Origin of the sequence: Pseudoflavonifractor hominis (genome assembly GCF_014288125.1) — a bacterium.
Taxonomy (GTDB): Bacteria; Bacillota; Clostridia; order Oscillospirales; family Oscillospiraceae; genus Pseudoflavonifractor_A; species Pseudoflavonifractor_A gallinarum.
On the sequence record NZ_JACOPR010000013.1, the window covers coordinates 1 to 21,169 of the forward strand.

At 61.5% G+C, this 21,169-nt stretch carries 22 protein-coding genes, 1 tRNA gene and 2 rRNA genes; 7 read left to right on the forward strand and 18 right to left on the reverse strand.

What is annotated here, in order from left to right:
- Positions 1–220: 220 nt before the first annotated feature.
- On the reverse strand, positions 221–481 hold the full coding sequence (locus H8S34_RS15515; RefSeq protein WP_436277856.1) for a helix-turn-helix transcriptional regulator: 261 nt from the start codon (positions 479–481) through the stop codon (positions 221–223).
- A gap of 233 nt (positions 482–714) precedes the next feature.
- Between H8S34_RS15515 and H8S34_RS14235 the strand changes: the two genes are divergently transcribed.
- Complete coding sequence (locus H8S34_RS14235) at positions 715–1,977, forward strand: GGDEF domain-containing protein (protein WP_186964359.1); 1,263 nt, start codon at positions 715–717, stop codon at positions 1,975–1,977.
- A gap of 43 nt (positions 1,978–2,020) precedes the next feature.
- Here H8S34_RS14235 and H8S34_RS14240 read toward each other — a convergent pair whose 3' ends face one another.
- Complete coding sequence (locus H8S34_RS14240) at positions 2,021–2,701, reverse strand: FadR/GntR family transcriptional regulator (RefSeq protein WP_101691559.1); 681 nt, start codon at positions 2,699–2,701, stop codon at positions 2,021–2,023.
- 113 nt (positions 2,702–2,814) lie between these two features.
- Between H8S34_RS14240 and ilvD the strand changes: the two genes are divergently transcribed.
- The 3 genes from ilvD (at position 2,815) to H8S34_RS14255 (ending at position 5,305) form a co-directional block, all read left to right on the forward strand.
- Positions 2,815–4,476 (forward strand): dihydroxy-acid dehydratase, encoded by a 1,662-nt coding sequence (gene ilvD / locus H8S34_RS14245; protein WP_101691560.1) that lies wholly within the window; start codon positions 2,815–2,817, stop codon positions 4,474–4,476.
- A 110-nt stretch (positions 4,477–4,586) separates the two neighbouring features.
- Positions 4,587–4,928 carry a DUF4234 domain-containing protein gene (locus tag H8S34_RS14250; protein ID WP_101691561.1) on the forward strand — a complete coding sequence of 114 codons (342 nt, stop codon included), beginning with the start codon at positions 4,587–4,589 and terminating at the stop codon, positions 4,926–4,928.
- A complete protein-coding gene (locus tag H8S34_RS14255; protein WP_101691562.1) occupies positions 4,928–5,305 on the forward strand; it encodes a DUF2752 domain-containing protein in 378 nt (125 codons plus the stop codon). Before H8S34_RS14250 ends, H8S34_RS14255 begins: the two co-directional genes overlap by 1 nt.
- Positions 5,306–5,351: 46 nt before the next feature.
- Here H8S34_RS14255 and H8S34_RS14260 read toward each other — a convergent pair whose 3' ends face one another.
- The 6 genes from H8S34_RS14260 to H8S34_RS14285 form a co-directional block, all read right to left on the reverse strand.
- Positions 5,352–6,188, reverse strand: a complete 837-nt coding sequence (locus H8S34_RS14260; protein ID WP_186964360.1) for a DUF975 family protein — start codon at positions 6,186–6,188, stop codon at positions 5,352–5,354.
- A 55-nt stretch (positions 6,189–6,243) separates the two neighbouring features.
- Positions 6,244–7,872, reverse strand: coding sequence for a sensor histidine kinase (locus tag H8S34_RS15250; RefSeq protein WP_186964361.1), 1,629 nt, complete (start codon positions 7,870–7,872; stop codon positions 6,244–6,246).
- A 2-nt stretch (positions 7,873–7,874) separates the two neighbouring features.
- Positions 7,875–8,546, reverse strand: coding sequence for a response regulator transcription factor (locus tag H8S34_RS14270; RefSeq protein ID WP_186964362.1), 672 nt, complete (start codon positions 8,544–8,546; stop codon positions 7,875–7,877).
- A 117-nt stretch (positions 8,547–8,663) separates the two neighbouring features.
- On the reverse strand, positions 8,664–9,704 hold the full coding sequence (locus H8S34_RS15405) for a TPM domain-containing protein (protein WP_186964363.1): 1,041 nt from the start codon (positions 9,702–9,704) through the stop codon (positions 8,664–8,666).
- 3 nt (positions 9,705–9,707) lie between these two features.
- A complete protein-coding gene (locus H8S34_RS14280; RefSeq protein WP_101691567.1) occupies positions 9,708–10,904 on the reverse strand; it encodes a toxic anion resistance protein in 1,197 nt (398 codons plus the stop codon).
- Positions 10,905–10,948: 44 nt separating this feature from the next.
- Complete coding sequence (locus tag H8S34_RS14285; protein WP_186964364.1) at positions 10,949–11,638, reverse strand: 5-bromo-4-chloroindolyl phosphate hydrolysis family protein; 690 nt, start codon at positions 11,636–11,638, stop codon at positions 10,949–10,951.
- Positions 11,639–11,920: 282 nt separating this feature from the next.
- On the opposite strand from H8S34_RS14285, the gene ilvA reads away from it, so the two are divergent.
- The 3 genes from ilvA (at position 11,921) to recR (ending at position 14,653) form a co-directional block, all read left to right on the forward strand.
- Entirely contained in the window at positions 11,921–13,132 is a 1,212-nt protein-coding gene (ilvA, locus tag H8S34_RS14290) for a threonine ammonia-lyase (protein WP_101691569.1), read from the forward strand.
- Between the two features lie 246 nt (positions 13,133–13,378).
- Positions 13,379–14,023, forward strand: coding sequence for a ribulose-phosphate 3-epimerase (gene rpe, locus H8S34_RS14295; protein WP_101691570.1), 645 nt, complete (start codon positions 13,379–13,381; stop codon positions 14,021–14,023).
- 27 nt (positions 14,024–14,050) lie between these two features.
- Positions 14,051–14,653: a recombination mediator RecR gene (gene recR / locus H8S34_RS14300; protein WP_101691571.1), complete on the forward strand. Its 603-nt coding sequence runs from the start codon at positions 14,051–14,053 to the stop codon at positions 14,651–14,653.
- Between the two features lie 102 nt (positions 14,654–14,755).
- On the opposite strand, the gene H8S34_RS14305 is transcribed toward recR, so the two are convergent.
- From H8S34_RS14305 to H8S34_RS14350, 10 genes are all read right to left on the reverse strand, one after another.
- The gene (locus H8S34_RS14305; protein ID WP_186964365.1) at positions 14,756–15,763 is read right to left on the reverse strand and encodes an asparaginase; all 1,008 of its coding nucleotides are present in this window, start codon (positions 15,761–15,763) and stop codon (positions 14,756–14,758) included.
- Complete coding sequence (locus H8S34_RS14310) at positions 15,760–16,365, reverse strand: FMN-dependent NADH-azoreductase (protein WP_101691573.1); 606 nt, start codon at positions 16,363–16,365, stop codon at positions 15,760–15,762. The genes H8S34_RS14305 and H8S34_RS14310 overlap by 4 nt, the downstream gene beginning before the upstream one ends.
- 5 nt (positions 16,366–16,370) lie before the next feature.
- Complete coding sequence (locus H8S34_RS14315) at positions 16,371–17,543, reverse strand: DUF2812 domain-containing protein (protein ID WP_186964366.1); 1,173 nt, start codon at positions 17,541–17,543, stop codon at positions 16,371–16,373.
- A 4-nt stretch (positions 17,544–17,547) separates the two neighbouring features.
- Entirely contained in the window at positions 17,548–18,738 is a 1,191-nt protein-coding gene (locus tag H8S34_RS14320; protein ID WP_186964367.1) for a DUF2812 domain-containing protein, read from the reverse strand.
- Positions 18,739–18,797: 59 nt separating this feature from the next.
- Positions 18,798–19,121 carry a PadR family transcriptional regulator gene (locus H8S34_RS14325; RefSeq protein ID WP_186964368.1) on the reverse strand — a complete coding sequence of 108 codons (324 nt, stop codon included), beginning with the start codon at positions 19,119–19,121 and terminating at the stop codon, positions 18,798–18,800.
- 108 nt (positions 19,122–19,229) lie between these two features.
- The gene (locus H8S34_RS14330; protein ID WP_186964369.1) at positions 19,230–19,961 is read right to left on the reverse strand and encodes a M15 family metallopeptidase; all 732 of its coding nucleotides are present in this window, start codon (positions 19,959–19,961) and stop codon (positions 19,230–19,232) included.
- A 17-nt stretch (positions 19,962–19,978) separates the two neighbouring features.
- Positions 19,979–20,671: a DNA/RNA nuclease SfsA gene (gene sfsA, locus H8S34_RS14335; RefSeq protein ID WP_186964370.1), complete on the reverse strand. Its 693-nt coding sequence runs from the start codon at positions 20,669–20,671 to the stop codon at positions 19,979–19,981.
- Between the two features lie 69 nt (positions 20,672–20,740).
- Positions 20,741–20,856: ribosomal RNA gene (gene rrf / locus H8S34_RS14340) — 5S ribosomal RNA — on the reverse strand.
- 43 nt (positions 20,857–20,899) lie between these two features.
- Positions 20,900–21,015 (reverse strand): 5S ribosomal RNA (rrf, locus tag H8S34_RS14345).
- A 39-nt stretch (positions 21,016–21,054) separates the two neighbouring features.
- Positions 21,055–21,129 (reverse strand) — tRNA-Glu (locus H8S34_RS14350).
- Positions 21,130–21,169: the final 40 nt, after the last annotated feature.

The window sequence follows — 21,169 nt, forward strand, 5'->3', positions numbered from 1 at the left end:
CGGCAACGGCATTTTCACGACAACGCCGACAGAGCGTATAACACACTACACTTTGCTTCGCAAAGTCGTGTGCCAAATGGGGGCGTTGCCCCCTTTGGAAACCCCCACAAGAAAAGGCGATATGCTACCCCTCCACGGGGCGCATACCGCCTTTTCTTGTTATCCAGCCCTCCGGCTGTATTGGTTGAGCAAAAGTCAGCGTGGGATTGGTGTGGTATCTTTATCTAAGTGAACCCCCGCTCTCCCACTTGCTCACCGCCTGACGGCTCACCCCCACCGCTTCCGCCACAAACTCCTGGGTCATCCCGCAGCGCTTCCGGTGGGCTTTGAGCACCTCTCCCAGCGTGTCACTTGTGTCGCTCTGCCGCGCCTGTTCCTCTCCTTTCCCGCTCCGCCTCTTTCGAGCCACCAGGAGTACCACAACCACTACTGCAACAACCACGATCCACAGGAGAAATAAAAACGGAATCAGTATCCCCATCGTCATCATATATGTTTTGCACCTCTTTCGTTCAGGATTCCTCTATTCTACTCCATAAGTACGGTTGCGTCCACCAACCGGGGCGCAACCGCAGGTTGCGCCCTCCATATAACATCCACCCGGTTGGCAGACAAGCGTTCTGTCTTGCTGTCTGCGGTTGACGGAATTCCCGGATTCCTGTATAATGCCTCTACCATTTTTGTCACCACATGTTCCTGCCAGAGGTGAGCCGATTGAAGCCTTATCATGACATTTCCCGCACCGACCTGCTGCGGTCTTATCTGGGATTGCCCGATAGCCTGGACGATCAGGACGCTATTTTTTTCCGTATCTACCAACAGAGCCATCGGTTTCATAGCATGCTGCTGGGCCTGATCATCTTCTATGAATGTGTGATGCTGGTGTTGATGGCCATCCGCCCCGGCGGTCCCTTTCTCCATCTCCGGCGGCTGACCTATATCCTGCTCTACCTCTCCCTGCTGGCTGCGACGATTTTTGTGCTGCTCTATACCAGGCAGCTGGGACGGCAGATGCCCCAGATGATCCGCCGGTATTTTGGCGTATACCATCTCTATGTGGTCTTTCTCAATCTCTGGAGTGTGGGGATCACCCTCAATGATCAGCTGGGCGGAAACAGTCTGATCGTCTACACCTGTATTGTCCTGAGCACCGCCTTTTTCTCCATGATGTCCCCCTGGAAAAGTGCTCTGCTCTATCTGTCGGATTTTATCCTGCTCAACCTGATGCTCCCCTTTTTCCCCTGCCCCAACGGACTGGACCAGCGCTTCAGCAACGGCATCAACAGCCTCTTTCTCTCCCTGCTGGCTCTGGCGCTCTCCATCTATACCTATCGAAGTCAGATTCGCCTCAAGGCGGACGAGCTGCTCATTGAGCGCCAGTATGAGGAAATTCAGCGCTCCCACCAAATTCTCCGGCAGGAGGTCATGTCGGATACGCTGACTGGACTCCACAACCGCCGCTATCTGCACCGCACGGTGGCGGAGCGGTTCCGCCGCTGTCGGGAGGATGGGGAGAGCGCCGCCTGTATCATGCTGGATATCGACCACTTCAAGCGCTACAACGACCGCTACGGTCATCCCCAGGGAGACCGTCTCCTCCAACAGATGGCGCAGTTCCTGCTCCATCACGATGCGCTGAAAGAGGCGGACATCATACGCTACGGCGGGGAGGAATTTGCCCTCTTTCTCTATGGTCCCGTCTGTGCTCAGGCACTGGAGATCGCCCGTCGGGTGGTGGACTCGCTGGCCCGGAAACAGCTTCCCCACTGGGACAATGAGGGCCGCCGGGTCACCCTCAGCGCCGGAGTCTGTGCCGAGATCCCCATCCCATCAGATGGGACCCTGGAAGAACTGATCGCCCGGGCGGATACCGCCCTCTATGAGGCCAAACGCACCGGCCGAAACCGGGCGGTGGCCTGCCCCTTCCGCTCTTCCGGCTCCCAAAAGAGCGCCTCGGAATGCGGTATTCCAATTTGATATTCCATAAAAGACAGGCCGGCGGAAATCGCCGGCCTGTCTTTTATTCCCCTTCCAGTCCCATCACGTCCATACTGTGGCGCATGTGGATGGCCATGGCGTGCTCGGCTCCGGTTCCGTCCCGGCGGGCAAAAAACTCCAGAAGCAGTGCGTGGTCCCGCAGGGTGTCCTCCGCCAGCTGTTCGCCATGCTCTCCCGCCTCCACTGCGGTCATGACCGCCCGGTCGATGAGGGGCAGCAAACGGGTGAGGAATTCATTGTGAGTGGCCCGGACGATGGACGCATGGAAGGCTCCGTCGGCGGCGGTGCGGTCCTTTCCCGCCCGGATGCACCGCTCCACCGCGGCCCCCCGCTCCAGAATGTCGGCCAGTTCTCCCTCGGTGGCCCGGCAGCAGGCCAGCCGGGCGGCGGCCGGCTCAAAGATGCTGCGCAGTTCAAAGAGGTCCCGCAACTGTCCCTTCACCCGGCTCAGACCGCCGAAGCCAAAGTCCTCAATGCCCTCCACCTCCCGGGAGACAAAGGTGCCCTTTCCGCGGCGCACCTCCAGCACCCCCTGGGCCGTGAGCGTGCGCACTGCCTCCCGCAGGGTGGCACGGCTCACGCCCAGGGCCTGCGCCAGCTCCAGCTCGTTGGGCAGTTTCTCACCCGGGGCGATCTGTTTTTCCAGGACGATCCGCGCATACAGCCGCTCCGCCGTCTGCTGTGCCAGGTTTTTTTTCTCCATAAAAGCCTCCCTCTCCTGCTTGACATCTTTCTTGCTCTTATTTTATAATAAGTTATCATACAACGCAAGCGTCATCATACAACTTTGTTTGCGATTTTGAGGAGGTCTTTTCCATGCGCAGTGATCATGTGACAAAAGGTGTGGAGCGCGCCCCCAACCGCTCCCTCTTCTATGCTCTGGGCTACACCAAGGAGGAGCTGGAGCGTCCTCTCATCGGCGTGGTTTGCTCCTATAACGAGATCGTTCCCGGCCATATGAATCTGGACAAGATCGCCGAGGCCGTCAAGGCCGGCATCCGCGCCGCCGGCGGCACTCCGGTGGAGTTCCCCGCCATTGCGGTGTGCGACGGCATCGCCATGGGCCATATCGGCATGAAGTACTCCCTGGTCACCCGAGATCTTATTGCCGACTCCACTGAGGCCATGGCCATGGCTCACCAGTTTGACGGTCTGGTCATGATCCCCAACTGCGACAAGAACGTGCCCGGCCTGCTCATGGCGGCCGCCCGGGTAAACATCCCCACCATCTTCTGTTCCGGCGGCCCCATGCTGGCCGGCCGACTCAACGACGGCCGCCGCTCCTGCCTGTCCCATATGTTTGAGGCGGTGGGCGCCTATAAGGCGGGCAAGCTGGATGAGGCCGGCGTGGAGGACTATGAGAACAACGCCTGTCCCACCTGCGGCTCCTGCTCCGGCATGTATACCGCAAACTCTATGAACTGCCTCACCGAGGCCATCGGCATGGGCCTGCGGGGCAACGGCACCATCCCCGCAGTCTGGTCGGCCCGTCTCCGCCTGGCCAAGCACGCGGGCATGCAGATTATGGAGCTGGTGGAGAAGAACATCCGCCCCCGGGATATCATGACCCCCGCCGCCTTCCATAACGCCGAGACGGTGGACATGGCACTGGGCTGTTCCACCAATACCATGCTCCATCTGCCCGCTATCGCCCACGAGTGCGGCATCGAGCTGGATCTGGACATGTCCAACGAGATCTCCTCCAAGACTCCCAACCTCTGTCACCTGGCCCCTGCCGGCGATACCTATATGGAGGATCTGGAGGGCGCAGGCGGCGTCTACGCGGTGATGAAGGAGCTGACCAAGCGCGGCCTCCTGGACACCAGCGTCATGACCTGCACCGGCAAAACCATGGAGGAGAACCTGGCGGGTGTGGAGAATCGGAATCCCGAGCTCATCCGTCCCATCGAGAACCCCTACTCCCCCGACGGCGGTATCGCCGTCCTCAAGGGCAATTTGGCGCCCGAGGGCTGTGTGGTCAAGCGTTCCGCCGTCGCCCCCGAGATGATGCGCCACACCGGCCCCGCCCGGGTGTTCAACAGCGAGGAGGAGGCCATCACTGCCATCTATGAGGGCAAAATCGTCTCCGGCGACGTGGTGGTCATCCGCTATGAGGGCCCCAAGGGCGGTCCCGGCATGCGGGAAATGCTCAATCCCACCTCCGCCATCTGTGGTATGGGCCTGGGCGAAAGCGTGGCCCTCATTACCGACGGCCGCTTCTCGGGCGCTACCCGCGGCGCCTCCATCGGCCATGTCTCTCCCGAAGCCGCGCTGGGCGGCCCCATCGCCTTTGTGGAGGAGGGGGACATCATCTCCATTGATATCCCCGCCTGCAAGATCCAGCTGGAAGTGGACGAGGCCACCCTGGCAGAGCGCCGTGCCAAGTGGGTTTGCCCCGAGCCCAAGGTCAAAACCGGCTACCTGGCCCGGTATGCCAAGCTGGTCACCTCCGCCGCACGGGGCGCTGTACTGGAATAATTTTACTAGGGGAGCGGTTAAAAACCGCTCCCCTACTTGTCATATTGGCATCTTTTCGGTATAATACGGGCAAGAATGAAGCAAGACATGAAGCAAGAGGAGCGTTCAATATGAAACAGAGAAGCATCCCCCTGTGTGTGATCTATTCCATCATTACCTGCGGTATTTACAGTATCTACTGGTTCATCTGCCTGACCGATGAAAGCCGTATCGTATCCGACCGCTATCAGACTTCCGGCGGTATGGCGTTCCTGTTTAACCTCATTACCTGTGGAATCTATGGGATCTACTGGGGCTACAAGATGGGCGAGGCCATGGACGACGCCCGGGCCCAGCACGGCGAGCCTGCCGGCTCTCTGCCCATCATTTTCCTGATTCTCAACCTGTTCGGTCTGTCCATTGTGACGATGGCTCTGATCCAGAACGAGCTCAATAAATACGAGATCGCCTGATGCGTGCCCGCACCCTTCGCCTGATGCGAGGTCTGGGGCTCCTGTTGGCCGCCGGACTGGCCTATGCCGCCTTCTGCCTTGTGACCGGGTGGTCCATCCCCTGCCCCTTCCATCTCCTCACCGGGTGGAATTGCCCTGGCTGCGGGGTCACGCGGATGTGTCTTGCCCTGCTGCGGCTGGACCTGGCCGGAGCCTGGCGGGCCAATCCCGGTCTCATGCTCCTGCTCCCCTTTTTAGCCGTCCTTCTGCTCTCCCTGGCCGTGCGCTATATCCGCACCGGACGGGGGCTGCCAAGCCCCGGGGAACAGAAGTTGATCTGGTGCGGTGTGGCCTATCTTCTGCTCTATGGCCTGCTCCGCAACCTGTGGGAAATCTGATCCAAAGAAAACCGCCTGTGCCAAGTGGCACAGGCGGTTTTTTTCATTACTCAAAGGTCAGAGGCGGGTCCAGGGCCTCCTGCTTGGGCGGGCGGGGGAAACGTCCGGTGACAAAGTCATAGAAATTCGCCATGGACGCCATGTAGTAGGGCGTCACCCACAGTCCCAGAATCCCCAGGGTCAGGACCGAGAGCAGCTGCCACCCCAGGAAGGAGAGCTCCAGCTTGAACAGCTCCCACTTCCAGCCCTTCATATAGGTCACGCTGTTGCGCACAGCCTCCCGGGCACCGCTCTCCGGCTCATCCAGCAGGAAGAAGTAGGTCAGGCTATAGCGCAGCATGACCCAGAAGCAGTAGACCAGAAAACCGATCATGCCGGGGACCAGGAAGAGGAAAATCCCAAGACTGCCCATTCCCATCAGGACCAGCCCCAGCACCCAGTAGATTCCCGTGCCCAGCAGCAGCCAGGGCAGCATGCACAGCGTCTGCCAGATGTCGGTCAGCAGTACTTTTCCAGCCATGGAGAAGATATTGAAGAGGCTCTGAAATCCTCCCTCCTGGCCCCGGGCCAGGTGCATGGCGTAGGCCATATACCCTGCGCTCAGCACAGCGGAAAAAAGCGCCATCACAATGGTGAAAAAGAGGAACGGCAGAAGGAATGCCCCGGTCAGCAGCTCCTCCGAGAGATACTGTCCTCCCAAAAGCAGGCCCTCAATGGCCCGCAGGGGCGATCCGGTGGCCAGCAGGAAGATCACATAGTTTCCTCCCATACTCACGCCGCTGGTCAGCAGCAGGTAGATCAGTGTCACCAGCATGGGATGGGGATTGGCTCCGCTCAAACAGGCGCGGGCCTCCGCTTTGATACGAATTCGGTCAAAGTTCATGGTATCCCTTCCTTTCTGTCCTCAGGATACCATAGACCGCCCCACTTGGCAAGCATCACTCACCCCCGGGCAGCTCTACCCAGAAGCGCACCCCGCCGGGGATGTTCTCCGCGCCGCAGAATCCACGGTGGAGACGCACTGCCTCCCGCACCAGCGCCAGCCCCAGCCCGGAGCCTCCGGCCCGGGCCCGCTCCTTCTCGCCACGCCAGAAGGTCTCAAAGAGCCGCCCCAGGTCCTCAGGCGGGATGGGCTCTCCGTCGTTCTCCACGGCGAGGCGTACGATCCGGTCCCACCGGACCAGCGTGAGGCGGATCGCTCCGCCGGGCGGTGTGTGCCGCAGGGCGTTGGAGAGGAGATTGTCCACCACCTGCTCCAGGCGCATCCGGTCTCCCGCGATCCGGACCGGCTCCAGATCCAGAACAACGCGGATGGACTGCTCCTCCGCCGACCGGCCCAGGCGCTGGGCCGCCCCCGCTACCAGTGCGGTCAAATCCACGTCCTCCGGAAGGAGCCGCTTCTCCTCTCCCTCCATTCGGGAGAGCTCCAGCAGGTCGCACACCAGCACTCCCATCCGGTCGGCCTCGTCCATCAGCACGGAGAGGTATTCCTCCCGCTTTTCCGGGGCAATGTCCTCCCGCAGGGCCTCGGCGTAGGAGCGCACCACCGCCGCCGGGGTCTTGAGCTCATGGGCGGCCGCCCGGGTGAGGGAGCGCTCCCGCCGCAGGGTGTCGGCCTGCCGTTTGCTGACCCGGAGGGCCAGCAGCAGCAGAAAGAGGAAGGTGGCCCCATAGGTGAATTCCAGTCCGCTGCTCCCCAGCCGCCAGGTGTGGTAGGCCACGCCGTAGGCCGAAATCAGCTCCGGTTGGTCTGCTGACGGACCGCAGCGGGCATAGCCCTGGCCGCCGCCTCCGCCGCCGGTCCAATCGGTTCCCGGCTTTCTCCCGTCCAACAGACTGTCGATGCGCCCCTCGGCCGCCCGGAAGAGGGTCAGGGCCTGCTCCGGACTGTCCTTGCTCCACACCAGGGGGGAGCTCACCTGAGCCGCGTCAAAGGGAAAGGTGGTGAGCGCCTTGTCCTGGAAGAAGGAACTGTCCGTGTCCAGCAGGACCACAGGCCCCTCCTCATAGTAGTACACCAGCTTCTGGGGGTAGACCACATTTCCCTCCTGCACTCCGATGACTTCCCCCCGCAGGCCCACCCGCTCGTTGTCACTCGCCTCGTACAGTCCGCCCTCCGTGCCATAGAAGTGGGTATAAATCGGATTGGCTCGTATCCGTTTTGCCAGCGCCACGTGCTCCTCCTCGCTGAGCACCGTGTCAAAGCAGAGGTAGTGGTCATAGACCCCTGTACCCGGCAGACAGAAGCTTCCCCAGGTCAGGGGGGTGCGGGCCAGCTCAGTCCCCTCCTGGTCGTAGAGGCGGAACACCCCCATGGCCCCCGCCGTGTCGTAGCTTGTCATCCGGTTCGTCAGGATGGCCGGCTTCTCCCATTCCTCCGCCGTCCCCTCCAGCACCAGCTGGCAGTTTTTCAGAGTAGACTCCTCGTACGACCCCATGGCGTGTTCTACCTGGTCTTGCTTGGCGTCCAGATTCTGAAAGGTAAGGACCCCCACCAGGAGGAGCCATAGGGCAAAGAAGCTCAAAAAGACACTGCGGAAGATGCGCCAAAACACTCGGTCCTTCATGGTCATCCCTCCATGAGCTGATAACCCGCCTTGAACACGGTCCGGATCTGCCGCCCGGCACTTCCCAGGGCAGCGCGCAGGTTCTTGATCTGTACGTCCACCGCCCGCTCATCTCCCTCAAAGTCCAGGCCCCACACCTTGTCCAGCAGCTGCGCCCGGCTGAGGACCACCCCCCGGTTGCGCATCAAACAGAGCAGCAGCTCGTATCCCCGGGGTGAGAGCGGGACCTCCAAATCGTTTACCGTACAGGTCCGCGTGCCGGTATCCAGCCCGATGGCCCCGCAGCGCAGGGTCGTCCCCAGGGTCCCGCCCCGGCTCCGGCGGATCAGGGCCATGGTACGGGCATAGAGAAGGGCCAGGGAAAAGGGCTTTCCCACATAGTCGTCCGCCCCCAGTTCATAGCCCCGCAGGGCGTGGGCCTCGTCTCCCAGCGCGGTGAGGAAGAGGATGGGGACCCCGCTGCGTTCCCGCACCGCCCGGCACACGGCAAAGCCGTCCGGTCCCGGCATCATCACATCCAGCAGCACCGCGTCATAGTCCCGTTCCCGCAGGGCCTCCAGCGCCTCGGCTCCGTCCGCCGCCGTGCGGCACGCCACACCGTGGGCGACAAAGTAGTCCCGCACCACCGTGCGCAGCCGCTCCTCATCCTCCGCCAGCAGAATGGCTGTCTCCATATTTCTCTCCCCCCTTTCCTCCCTATCATACCATCCACTTGTGTCCAAGTTATGTGGCCGCCCAGAAAAAACGGGAGTGCCGGAGCACTCCCGTTTCCTGTTCCTTCTGCGCAGACCTCAGCGGCGTCCGCCGCCAAAGCCCCCGCCTCCTCTGGAACCTCCAAAGCCGCCGCCTCGGCTGCCGCCGAAGCCACCGCCTCGTCCGCCCCGGGAACCGCCGAAACTGCCGCCTCCACCGAAGCTGCCGCCCCGTCCGCTCCGGGAGCCGCCGAAGCCACCATGGCTCCCGCCCGAGGGCCGCCCGCCGAAGGTTCCGCCTCCTCTGGGTCCGTGGTTCCCCGCACCTCCAAATCCACCGGGGCCACGTCCGCCCGGCGGAGGTGGGGGCGGGGCATTCCACCGCCGCCGGTACCAGCCGTACCGGGGGCCGTGCCAGAAGAGAATGGGCCGGAAGAGCACCGGGGGATTGGGCACGCCATAATAGCGGCGGCGGTACTCATTATAGCGGTACTCATCGGCCACACTGGCCAAAACAAAGATCAATACCACCGCAACGACGGTCATGGAGACCCAGTCCACCGACGCTTTGGACGATGTGGTATAGGCCGCAGTGCCCATATCCCCGGTACCGAAGGCGTTCTGGTAGAGCTCATCCATCCCCTGATAGAAGCTGAGGACACCATCCTCCCAGGCACTGCCCGAGAGGACCCGGCGGTCCAGATCTTCCATCGCCTGGGTGGTGAGCAGGGTGGAGAACTCGGTTCCGGGAAAGAGGTAATAACTTCCCTGGGACGCGTCGATGTAGAGAATCGCATCCCCCTCGCCCAGTCCCATGTCCAGACCGGCCGCCTGTGCCGCCTCCTCCAGAGATCCAGAGGTCGTATGCTCCACCGTCACCAGCGCCACCACACTGTGGTAACGGGCATCCCAGTTGGCATTGTAGAGCCGCACCGTCTGCTCCGCCCCTTCGGAGAGGAGCCCGGCCTGGTCGTCCAAAAAGCGGCTCACCGAGCCGGTGTCCAGGGAGTTATCCAGCGGCACTCCGGTGTCCTGGGGCAGCAGATACTGTTCCTTACGCAGCTGTCCGATCCCAATGGCGGCCAGGATCATCAGCGCTGCCAGCAGCAGCGCTGTGCCGCGCTTTTTCAGGGCGCCCAAGGCTTAACCCCGCAGCTCCAGCAGTTTCTGCTTGAGCTCGCCCTCGATCCGTCCCAGTTCCACTTCGGCCTCCCGGCGCTTCTGGGCGCCGTCCTGCTGGATCTTCATCACCTCGTCCAGGGTGGAGATCAGCTGCTGATTCGTGTGCTGGAGGGTCTGGATATCCACCACACTCCGCTCGGCCTCCCGCGCAGTCTCGATGGTGCCCATCTTGAGCATGTCCGCATTCTGCCGCAGGAGTTCATTGGTCATATTGGTGACGGCGCTCTGGGCCGCGGTGGCCTGGCGGGAGTGCTCCAGCCCCAGGGCCAGGACCATCTGGCTCTTCCACAGGGGGATGGTGTTCACCAGCGAGGACTGGATCTTCTCCAGCATCAGGGCGTCGTTGTTCTGGATCAGCCGGGTCTGGGGCCCCATCTGCACCGAGATCATACGGGTCAGCTCCAGGTCGTGGAGCTTCTTCTCAAAGCGGCTGCACATATTGGCCAGATCATTGTAGGCCTGGGCGTCCTCCTGGGCGCCGGTCTCCCCGGCCTTGCGCTTGAGGGCCTCCAGGTCCTCCGCCCGGACCTGCTGGAGGCGCTTTTTCCCGGCCAGGATATACATGGTGAGCTCCTTATAGTATTTCATATTGAGCTCATACATCTGGTCCAGCATGGCCACATCCTTCATCAGGGTGACCTGGTGCTGCTCCAGAATGGAGACGATCTTGTCTACATTGGTCTCCGCCTTGGAGTAGGCGATCTTCATCTCCTCCAGCTCATCCTTCTTTTTCTGGAAGAAGCCAAAGATGCCCCCCTTCTTCTCCTCCGGGGTGCCCACATGCTTGAGCTCCACCACCAGGGAGGAGAGGGCTTGGCCCACCTCGCCCAGGTCCTTGGTCCGCACCGAGTTGAGGGCATTCTCCGAGAAACCGGCGATATTCTTCTGGGCCGCCGCGCCGTACTGGAGGACCATGTTGGCGTCGGTGATGTCGATCTTCTGGGCAAACTCGTCCACCATCTTCCGCTCGGCCTCGGTGAGACGGCTCTCATCCAGCTTGACCGCGTTGGCGTCCCGCTCGGCCTGGGTCATGGCCGCGCTCTGCTCCTCCGTCTGGGGCGTCAGCGTCAGCTCAGGAGCTTGGGGCGCGGCGGCCGCAGCGGTGTCCAGGGTGGGCGTCAGAGTCAGTTCCGGCATGGTATCCAATTTATCCGACATAGTGATTCGTCCTTTCCTATTTCAATTCGTAATATTTCTTTCCTTTATTCCGGTTTGGTTTCAAAATTCGATCCGCTCAGACCCTCTCCCGCCAGCATCTGCTCCAGTACGGTGATGTCGGTGGCAATGTCCAGTGCCTCATCTCCAAAGAGGGCGTCCAGCTGCCGGTCAAAGGCGGCGACAATGGTCTCCATCATGGTCTCGATCTTGCCCATGGTCCCGTCAATGTTGGTGCCCGACACGCCGGCACTTCCCATCCGGTCATAGGCGTTGAGCAGCTTGAGGGTGGTGGGCAGATAGTAGTTGAGGAACTTTCGGATCTGAGAGCGCTTCTCCGGGTGCTGCGCCACATAGTCCAGGATCTTTCCGGTCACCTCTTCCAGGTGGTCGATCTGGGCCGAGATGGTGGCATCCTCAATGTTGTCGTTGAGGCGGCGCATCTCGCTCAGCGCCCGCTCCCGTTCCTTTTTGAGGGCTGCGATCTCCGGATCTTCGCTCGTCTCCTCCTTGGTCTCTGCCTTTTCCTCCGGTTCCTTCTGCTCCGGCTCGTCGGGCACGATCAGGACCCGGTCTTTCCAGATCAGACAGCGCCCCAGCACATAGACCGCCAGGGAGGCCGCCGCCGCCCCAAACCAGTGCAGGGGCTGATAGAGGGGCAATACCAGGGACCAGATCAGCCAGGTGACGCCCACGGCATAGATGGGGGCCACAGAAGGTCGTCTTTCTTTCGCCATTTGCATATCCTCCAAAACAGGGGCTTATTTGAGCTGGTTTTATTGTACCTTTCCGCAGTTGGGGTGTCAAGAAACATCCGCTTCCAGCGGGAATGGCACTTTCTCTCGTTGACTTTAGCGTGAAAAATTATTATGATATATGCAGTGCATCCGCCCCAGCGGCGGTACTTCTATTTTGGGGCTCCAGGGCCTTCCGGGTCCGGAGATACACGCAACGGTCATGGTCGCTCCTTTGTGTGAGGCGGCTCCCATCCGCTGTGTCAATGAAAGGGGACGTCTCTCATGCTTACGCTCAACGAGTTCAAGGCCGCCCGCAATGTATTGTCCGGCGTCATCCTGAACACCAACCTGATTTACAGCCCCGCCCTTTCCAAGAGCACGGGCAACCATGTCTATATCAAGCCGGAGAACATGCAGGTCACCGGCGCCTACAAGATCCGCGGCGCATACTATAAGATCAGCACCCTCTCGGAGGAGGAGAAGGCCCGGGGCCTCATCACCGCCTCCGCAGGCAACCATGCCCAGGGCGTGGCCTATGCCGCCCAGGCCGCTGGCGTCAAGGCCACCATTGTCATGCCCACCACCACGCCGCTGGTCAAGGTCAATAACACCAAGGACTACGGCGCGGAGGTCATCCTGCACGGCGAAACCTTTGACGATGCCGCCGCCCTGTGCGCCCAGCTGGCGGAGGAGCGGGGCCTCACCTATGTACACCCCTTCAACGACCCCGCCATCGCCACCGGCCAGGGTACCATCTCCTATGAGATCTTCCAGGACCTGCCCGATGTGGACATCATCCTGGTGCCCATCGGCGGCGGCGGACTGGCCACCGGCGTGTCCACCCTGGCCAAGCTCCTCAATCCCAATGTCACCGTCATCGGCGTGGAGCCTGTGGGTGCCGCCAGCATGAAGGCCAGCCTGGAGGCCGGACACATCGTCACCCTCCCCACCATCGACACCATTGCCGACGGCGTGGCCGTCAAGACGCCCGGTGACCAGATCTTCCCCTACATCCAGAAGAATCTGGACGACATCATCACCATCCACGACAGTGAGCTGGTGGATGCCTTCCTGGATATGATGGAGCGCCACAAGATGGTGGTGGAAAACGCCGGCCTGCTCACCATCGCCGCCCTCCATCACCTCAACTGCAAGGGGAAAAACGTGGTGCCTGTCCTCTCCGGCGGCAACATGGACGTGATCACCATCTCCTCCCTGGTCCAGCACGGCCTCATCAACCGCGGCCGGGTCTTTACCTTCTCGGTGCAGCTGCCCGACCGCCCCGGCGAGCTGGTGCGGGTGGCCAACATCGTGGCCCAGGAGAACGGCAACATCATCAAGCTGGAGCACAACCAGTTCGTCAACATCAATCGTCAGGCGGGCGTGGAGCTCCGGGTCACCACCGAGGCCTTCGGCCACGCGCACAAAAATGCCATCCTGGACGCCTTCAAGGCTGCGGGCTACGACGCCCGTGTGGTCAATACCGTCCTGTAAACGCTCTTTGTTGGCCGCCGGCGAAGCCCACCGGCGGCCAACTATACCCAGCGGCGCACACAGTGCTCCCTGCCGGTTCCGGGCCCGTGGGGCCGGGGAGAGCTTCCGGCCGGTCTCTGTGTGCAGACGGCCGTGCCGTCCCTGCCGCGTGCACCATCCTATGCGCAATGGGAACGGGCGGTGCGCCCGCCCTCCCACGAGTATATACCCCACAGCTTTTCCATGGTATGAACGGAGGATGAAAGTATGATTAAAATTGCCCCTTCTATTCTCTCCGCGGACTTTGTAAACCTGGAGCGGGACATCAAGCGGGTCTCCACCGCCGACTGGCTCCACGTGGACGTCATGGACGGCCACTTTGTGCCCAATCTGACCATTGGTATCCCGGTGGTCAAATCCATTCGCAAATGCACCGATATGTTCCTGGATGTGCACCTGATGATCGATAAGCCGGTGCGTTACATCGAGGACTTTGCCAAGGCCGGCGCCGATCTCCTCTCGGTCCATCTGGAGGCCGACGGCCCCACCGGCATTGCCCAGGCCCTGCGGGTCATGGAGGACTGCGGGGTGAAGAAGGCGGTGGCCCTGCGCCCCATCACCTCTCCCAAGGCCATCCTGCCCTACCTGGAAAACCTGGACATGGTGCTGGTCATGACGGTGGAACCCGGCTTCGGGGGCCAGTCCTTCATGGCCGACCAGCTGGACACCATCAGCCAGGTCCGCTCCCTGATCCGCCAGTATAACCCCGCCTGCCGGCTGCAGGTGGACGGCGGCATCAATCCCGAGACCGCCCGCCGGGTCATCGCCGCCGGGGCCGACACCCTGGTGGCCGGCTCTGCCGTCTACGGCGCGGCCGATCCCGCCATGGCCATCGCGGCTCTGCGGGGCTAACTCTCAACCATCATCGGAGGTCCATCCATGCAGTATTTTCCCCCTGCTCTGGAAACCCTTACGGAGCAGTTCGCCCGTCTGCCGGGCATCGGCCATAAGAGCGCCCAGCGCCTGGCCTTTTTCGTCCTCTCCCAGAGTGCCGAGGACGTACAGGCCTTTGCAGACGCCCTCTTAGGCGCCAAGCACTCCATCTCCCTGTGCCCGGTCTGCCAGAACCTGACCGAGGGCGAGGGCCCCTGTGCCCTTTGTTCCAGTGATAAGCGGGATCGGGGTGTCATCTGTGTGGTGGCCAGTCCCAAGGATGTGGTGGCCATCGAGCGTGCTCGAGAGTACGATGGACTCTACCATGTGCTCCACGGGGTCATCTCCCCCATGAACCACGTGGGCCCCGACGACCTGCACATCAAGGAGCTGGTGGAGCGGGTGGCCGCCGGTGGCGTGCGGGAGGTCATTATGGCCACCAACCCCGACACCGAGGGAGAGGCCACAGCCATGTACCTCTCCCGGCTCCTCAAGCCCTTCCAGGTGAAGGTGACCCGTCTGGCCTACGGCATCCCGGTGGGCAGCCACCTGGAGTATACCGACGACGCCACCCTCATGCGCGCCCTGGAGGGACGGCGAGAGATCTGAGGGACACCCTCCCATACAACTGCAAAACAGCCTGTGGAATCCTCCACAGGCTGTTTTATTTTTACTCTGTATTCCATTTTAGAATCACATGGTCCCGGCGGATTACTCCAGGGTCACCTCGCCGGCCAGGCTGGTCTCAAAGTAACGGCGGACCTGCTCCGGGTCCTGCGTCTGTCCCAGGGCCCACATGAGCTTGGTGACCGCCGCCTCGGTGGTCATGTCCCGCCCCTGGATGACGCCCTGCTCCAGCGCCCGGCGTCCCACCTCATAGACTGCAAAATTACTGGGCTCATAGAGGCACTGGCTACACACCACCACCGACACACCCGCGGCCGCGGCCGCCTGGAGCTTGGCCACCAGATCCCGCCGCACAAAGTGCAGGCCGCCCGCTCCGAAGGCCTCGATCACGATGCCCCGGTAGTGCATCTGGAGGAGCATGTCAAAGATCTCAGGCTCCACCCCCGGGGTGAGCTTCATCAAAAATACCCGGGGGGAGAGGGCGTCCCGAAGCACACATCCCTCATCCCGCAGCGGGGGAAGGGCGGCCGGAGTACAGTCCAGTCCGCCTCCGGAGGCCTGGGCCACATAGGGCCAGTTCACGCTCTCAAAAGCGTCAAATCCGGTGGTGCGGGTCTTAACCGCACGGGTGCCCAGGATGATCTTACGGTTAAAGGCCACAAATACGCCGCCGATCCCGCTCTCCGCCATGGCCAGCGCCAGGCGCAGGTTCTCCTGTCCGTCGGAGAGGGGATGCTCAATGGGCAGCTGGGACCCGGTGAGCACCACCGGGATGGAGATCCCCTGGAGCATGAAGGACAAAATGGAGGCCGTATAGGCCATGGTGTCGGTCCCATGGGTAATGACGATGCCGTCATACTCCCGGCTGGAGGCAAAGACATGCCGTCCAATGATCTGCCACTCCTCCGGCTGGATATTGGAGCTGTCCATGCGCAGGATATCCCGCACCGTGATCTCATACCGCTTCAGCACCGCAGAGGGCAGCATATCGGTCAGGGCCTCTCCGTCCAATCCGGGGGCCAGTCCCTCCTCCGTGGGCTGGGACGCAATGGTGCCGCCGGTCGCCAGCAGCAGGAGCTTGGGTTTGTTCAAAATGTTTTCGCCTCTTCCACGCAGCGCTCCAGAGCCTGAGCCATGATTTGCTCTGCGTCATTTGTAATGATATCCAATCCGTCCGCCGCGATACAGCGGAACTCGGGAATGCCGAACATATGGCAGATCACCTTGAGCTGACTGGCTCCCAGTTCCAGCCACTGGACCTCCGGCGCAGAAAAATCTCCGCCCCGGGTGGTGATGAAGAGGAGCTTTTTCGCCTTGCAGAGGCCGTGCTCCACCCCGTCCTCGTCATAGTAGAAGGTCAGATTGACCCCGGAGATCCGCTCCAGATAGACCCGCAGCAGGGCGGGAAAGGACTGCTCCCAGAAGGGGGCCGCGATGACGATGCGGTCGGCCGAGGTAAACTGGTGGGAGACCTCAAACATGGGGTGATCGGTCTGCTTGGCCGCCAGCAGGGACTCCTGAAGCTCCAGCGTGTCGGGATAGAGGGGCTCCAGGCGCTCCTGCATCAGATTGCGCTCGGTGATCTCGTCCTCCGGATGGCGGGCTGCGTACTCCGCCAGAAAGGCGCGGGCCAGCTTCAGAGTGCGGGACTTCTCCTCCCGGACACAGGCGTTGACGAAAAGTACCTTTGCCATCGGTATCACGCTCCTAATTTCGTTTGTGATACTATTGTAGCAAGAAGGGCCGGGTCCGTAAAGTCCAAATCTGCCATAAGACGGACCACCGTCTTTCCCCTGCGGAGGATGAGATATTCACCCCGCTCATATTGATACAGCACGCTCTCCTCCGCACCAGAGACCTCCACCGGGATGGCTGTCCCCTCGCCCCGGCCGCAGAGTATGGCCTTAGTCTCATCCTGGTCCGCTTTTTGCTCTAGCTCCCGGAACACCTGCCCGGCCAGAGCGGAAGTGGCCGCGTCATAGCGCTCCACGTAGAGGATGCCTCCCAGGCCCCTGCTCTGGACAAAACTCACTGTGGAGAGCAGCCCGCTCCCCTCCTGCCACATGATGTCGTCGGTTCGGGTGATTCCGCCCAGATCGGCCGCTGTGACCACCGGCCGGCCCTCTTCTGCCAGCTGTGCTGGATCCAGCGGCGTCTCGGTGCGCAGGTTGCCCGTCCAGAGGGTACTCAGCAGCGCCGCTGCCAGAACAGGCAGCCAGAGGGCATCCCCCCAGGCCCGCACCCGAGCTCCCCGGAGAGAGGGCCTCGGAAGGACCTCCCCCTGGGCCCGCCGCAGCTTCCAGCCATACCGGCACACATGGAACAGCTTGTAGAGCTGCCACAGGAGTCCCAGCCCGATCATTCCCAGGGCCAGAAGCTCCCCCGGATGGAGCAGGAGCTCAAACCAGTAGACCGCCCTCCGCTCCGCGTAAAAAAAGAGTACCGTGGAGAGCACCACCGTAACGAGGACACTGGCCGTGGACTCCACCGCCGGGCGCACCACCTGCCGCTGGAAGCGCGCCTGCTCCAGCTCCGGGTCGGTCTGAAGAGGGACAGGGTTCTGTCCGCGGATGGATTTGTAGATCCGCTGTGCCCCGCTCTCCCCCACCTGCTCCCAGCCCGCATCGGCGCAGAGCTGACGGTATTCCGCCTGTCGTTCTACCCAGCCCTCTTGCGACTCCTCCCGCCTGCGCGCGGGAACCAGGTCCACTGTATAGCGCATCTCCGGGCAGCTCAGGGGCACAAAGACGGCGATGCAGCCGGCCAGCACCCGCTCCAGCTCCCAGCCACGGGCTTTCCAGCCCTCCAGCCAGGTCTCGGCCGCCCGGTAATCCTCATCCCGAAAGCCATAAAACGCATACCGTTTTTTCATCGTTTCACTCCAGATCCAGCCGCTCCAAGACGGCATTCCACATACGCTCCCCGGTCAGGTCGGGCGCTCCTCCGTCCAGAATATGCGCCCCTACCAGGGCAACCGTGCGGCCCTCCCGCAGCAGGAGGAAGGAACCGTCCCGGGCGCTCCAGCTCTCATCCAGGCCCAGCTCCACCGGTACAAAGTCCAGAAGTCCGTATGCCTCGTACCCGCTGCGCCCACTCTCCCATCGGATGGCCCGCACCAGAAGAGAGGCGTATCCGTCGCTCACACAGGTATAGCGGTCGCAGGAGAGGAACTGGTATCCCTCTTCCTCCCGGGCGTCCTCGTGATATCGGATCCCCTGTACCAGCAGGGACCAGACCGGCTCCTCCCGGATGTACGTCACCGCATTGGGGTCCACCCCCATCTCCTCGGCCATAGCCAGAGGGCGCTCCCGCAGCTCCGGGCGGTGGGCGGCCACATCATAGCCGCTGTATCCCAGGAAGGGGATGAACAGCTCCACCAGCTGAAAGATCACGCACAGCTCCATGAGCAGCCAGCCCAGCCACCCCACGCCGCCCCGGAAGCGGGACCAGAAGGGGGAGCTGGCCACCGGCTCCTCCCGCTCCACTGCCCGTTTCCAGCGCCGCCAGTGGAGCAGTCCGGCCGGAATACTCCAGAGCAGTCCGATCACACAGCAGAGAACACCAAGCGCCCCCAAAAGGCAGGCGGTGCTGCACAGGATCTCACTGGGCTTCACCGCTCTTCCCACGCCGCGCCACTGGAGCCAGCCCCACAGGGCCGCCAGGGCCGCCAGAAGCCCCAGCAACAGCAGGTGCCCCAGGATGGCCGGACGGATGGCCCGCTTCCAATAGGTACGCTCCTCCATCTTCCGGTCGGTCTGAAGGGGCACCGGCCGGGCCACAGGGCTGGAGGCAAAGATGGCCATGCCGCCGCTCTGGGCCACATACTCCCATCCGGCGTCGGCGCAGAGCTGGTAGTAGTCCTCCATATCTAGGGCGTATTCATCCGGCTTTCGGTGCAGGTCCACACAGTAGCGCAGATCGGTCCGCCCGCTGGGCCGAAACCAGGCCAGCACATTGAGCCAGATCCGGTCCAGCTCCCAGCCCGCCGCCGCCTGGCGGTTGAGCCAGTCCTCAGCCGCCTTATAGTCCATCTCCTCATAGAGAAAAAGGCCCAATTTTCGTCTCATTCACACGCCTCCTCAGCTGTCCAGAATGACTTCCATCCGGTCCAGGTACCGCTCCCGCTTCACTTCCGCTCTTCCTCTCGCAGAACGTGTTCCATATCAGCAGCCTGACGGCGGATGCGCTCATACTCCACCCGGAGCACACGATCTCCCTCTTCCGTCAGGCGGTAGTATTTCCGGTTCTCCTCCACTCGGGTGCGGTAGATCAGGGCATCCTTCTCAAAGCGCTCCAGGAGAGCGTACAGGGTGCCTGCCCCCACATTCACCCGCCCTCCGGTCAGCGCGGAGATGTTCTGCATAATGCCGTAGCCGTGGCGCTCCTGCCGCAGGGACAGCAGGACATAGTACATGGGCTCGGTCAACGTATCCAGCTTTTTTCGCGCCACGATTTTCCCTCCCCTGACTATATCGAATATCGTTATAGTTATCATACGATAGGATAGCGTAGGTGTCAATCCATGAAAAATCGGACTGCAAATTTGCAGTCCGATTTTTTATCTCTCCTCCGGAAAATCACATTCCGGACAAAATCCATATTTGGGGGCAGTCCCGTGGGCGTGGGCCCACATCCGCTCTCCATAGGCAAAGTGCCACCACTCGGTGCAGTAGTTGATAAATCCTGCCCCGGTCATCCGGTGAAAGAGCAGGCGCCGGTTCTCCAAAGCCGCTTGGTTTTCCGGATGCTCTTCCACCCAGTGGGTGTGGGCTGCCGGGGTCAGATCATCAAAGCCGGTCCCCATGTCCAGCGGGACGCCGTTTTTGCACAGAGTGAGATCCACCGCACCGCCCGTGGTATGGGGGGCGGGCGCATGGCGCCGTTTGACCGGCTTGGCCACAAAATCACTCAGGATCCGCTCCACCTCCTCCGGCTGGAGGCCCGGGGTACGCGCCCGCACAATATCCTCAAACTCCTCATAGATGGCCTTCTGGAGGGTCAACGGCCGCAGACAGTCATAGATCAGCAGCGAATAACACGCCGGAAGTCCCTCCACCACCTGGCACAGCCTCTTCCAGACCCCCTCCCGCATAAGACACCGGTCCATGGCCCCGCGAAGTCCCCGCTTCTGGTAAGCGCGGTCAAATCGAATCCGGGGATGGAGGTCTGTCACATCCAGAAGGGCTTCCCCGCAGTCCTGTGGGGCGGGTACATCGCTCAGGTCCGGGTCCTCTTCCCAGGGAATGGGCCTCTGCTGGTCCCTCCATACCCGTTCCATGTCCAGTTCCATCTCTCTCCCCCCCTCGTTCAGAGCTCTACCGGGATATTTCCTGTCAGCATCAAACTATCCGGAGAAACCCGGCATTCCCGTGCAAAAATCTGTACCCCTGCTTCCCGGGCACGCCGCAGTGCTTCCCCAAAGGCCGGGTGGGTCCGGTCATTGGGGCGGAAACACCTCATTCCCTCCATCTGTACCACAAAGCAGAGGGCTGCCTCATATCCCGCCGCATGGCAGGCAATCAACTCCTCAATATGCTTGACACCGCGTTCCGTGGGGGCATCCGGAAAGAGTACCACGCCGTTTTCCTCCAGCGTAACCCCCTTTACTTCCACAAAGCCGCGCCGTTTGGTGGAAAAGTTCTCTGCCTCCCAGTAAAAATCAAAGCGAGAATGGCCAAATTTTGTCTCCGGTTTCAGGAGCGTCAAGCCCGGAACCCATTCTCCTACCTGGGCCCACTCCCCGAAAACCTGGTTTGGCGCCTGGGCATCCATATTGATCAAGAGGGAACCTTTTTTCACCGCAATGAGATCAAACTGTGTCTTACGCTTGGGCTGGTCCGCCTTCTCCAGGTAGACCACCGCCCCTGGCACCAGCAGTTCCCGGCAGCGGCCGGTATTCTTTACATGGACGACCTCCATGCTGCCGTCCACTTCCACGTGGGCTATGAAGCGGTTCGGGCGGGCCAGAAAGATCCCTCTCTTCACCTGTTTGTAGCGCATGTGGATGCCCCCTATCGAAATAAGGATAAACAAAAAACGGACAGTCTCATGGACTGTCCGTTCCTGATGTGTTGGCATTACCTATTTTCCCGGTCCGTCTCCAGACAAGTATCTTCGGCGCAGATGAGCTTAACTTCCGTGTTCGGAATGGGAACGGGTGGACCCTCATCGCAATCAACACCAACTCTGGTGAAAAGAACTGGACAATCTTACGACTGTCCAGTTCTGTGTCGGCATTACCTATCTTCCCGGTCCGTCTCCAGACAAGTATTTTCGGCGCAGGTGAGCTTAACTTCCGTGTTCGGAATGGGAACGGGTGGACCCTCACCGCAATCAACACCGACTGCTATTTCAACCGTCTCCGGTTAAAACTATAATTAAATTGGTGACCCGTACGGGAATCGAACCCATGTTTGCGGCGTGAGAGGCCGCCGTCTTAACCGCTTGACCAACGGGCCATTGGTGCACCTTCAGGGATTCGAACCCGGGACCCACTGA

Coding starts and splice junctions, on each gene's coding strand:
- H8S34_RS15515 (WP_436277856.1), bottom strand. CDS start 481: ATGGGGATACTGATTCCGTTTTTATTTCTCCTGTGGATCGTGGTTGTT.
- H8S34_RS14285 (WP_186964364.1), bottom strand. CDS start 11,638: ATGGCGAAAGAAAGACGACCTTCTGTGGCCCCCATCTATGCCGTGGGC.
- H8S34_RS14270 (WP_186964362.1), bottom strand. CDS start 8,546: ATGGAGACAGCCATTCTGCTGGCGGAGGATGAGGAGCGGCTGCGCACG.
- ilvD (WP_101691560.1), top strand. CDS start 2,815: ATGCGCAGTGATCATGTGACAAAAGGTGTGGAGCGCGCCCCCAACCGC.
- rpe (WP_101691570.1), top strand. CDS start 13,379: ATGATTAAAATTGCCCCTTCTATTCTCTCCGCGGACTTTGTAAACCTG.
- H8S34_RS14255 (WP_101691562.1), top strand. CDS start 4,928: ATGCGTGCCCGCACCCTTCGCCTGATGCGAGGTCTGGGGCTCCTGTTG.
- H8S34_RS14240 (WP_101691559.1), bottom strand. CDS start 2,701: ATGGAGAAAAAAAACCTGGCACAGCAGACGGCGGAGCGGCTGTATGCG.
- H8S34_RS15250 (WP_186964361.1), bottom strand. CDS start 7,872: ATGAAGGACCGAGTGTTTTGGCGCATCTTCCGCAGTGTCTTTTTGAGC.
- ilvA (WP_101691569.1), top strand. CDS start 11,921: ATGCTTACGCTCAACGAGTTCAAGGCCGCCCGCAATGTATTGTCCGGC.
- sfsA (WP_186964370.1), bottom strand. CDS start 20,671: ATGCGCTACAAACAGGTGAAGAGAGGGATCTTTCTGGCCCGCCCGAAC.
- H8S34_RS14310 (WP_101691573.1), bottom strand. CDS start 16,365: ATGGCAAAGGTACTTTTCGTCAACGCCTGTGTCCGGGAGGAGAAGTCC.
- H8S34_RS14330 (WP_186964369.1), bottom strand. CDS start 19,961: ATGGAACTGGACATGGAACGGGTATGGAGGGACCAGCAGAGGCCCATT.
- recR (WP_101691571.1), top strand. CDS start 14,051: ATGCAGTATTTTCCCCCTGCTCTGGAAACCCTTACGGAGCAGTTCGCC.
- H8S34_RS14250 (WP_101691561.1), top strand. CDS start 4,587: ATGAAACAGAGAAGCATCCCCCTGTGTGTGATCTATTCCATCATTACC.
- H8S34_RS14315 (WP_186964366.1), bottom strand. CDS start 17,543: ATGAAAAAACGGTATGCGTTTTATGGCTTTCGGGATGAGGATTACCGG.
- H8S34_RS14260 (WP_186964360.1), bottom strand. CDS start 6,188: ATGAACTTTGACCGAATTCGTATCAAAGCGGAGGCCCGCGCCTGTTTG.
- H8S34_RS14320 (WP_186964367.1), bottom strand. CDS start 18,738: ATGAGACGAAAATTGGGCCTTTTTCTCTATGAGGAGATGGACTATAAG.
- H8S34_RS14280 (WP_101691567.1), bottom strand. CDS start 10,904: ATGTCGGATAAATTGGATACCATGCCGGAACTGACTCTGACGCCCACC.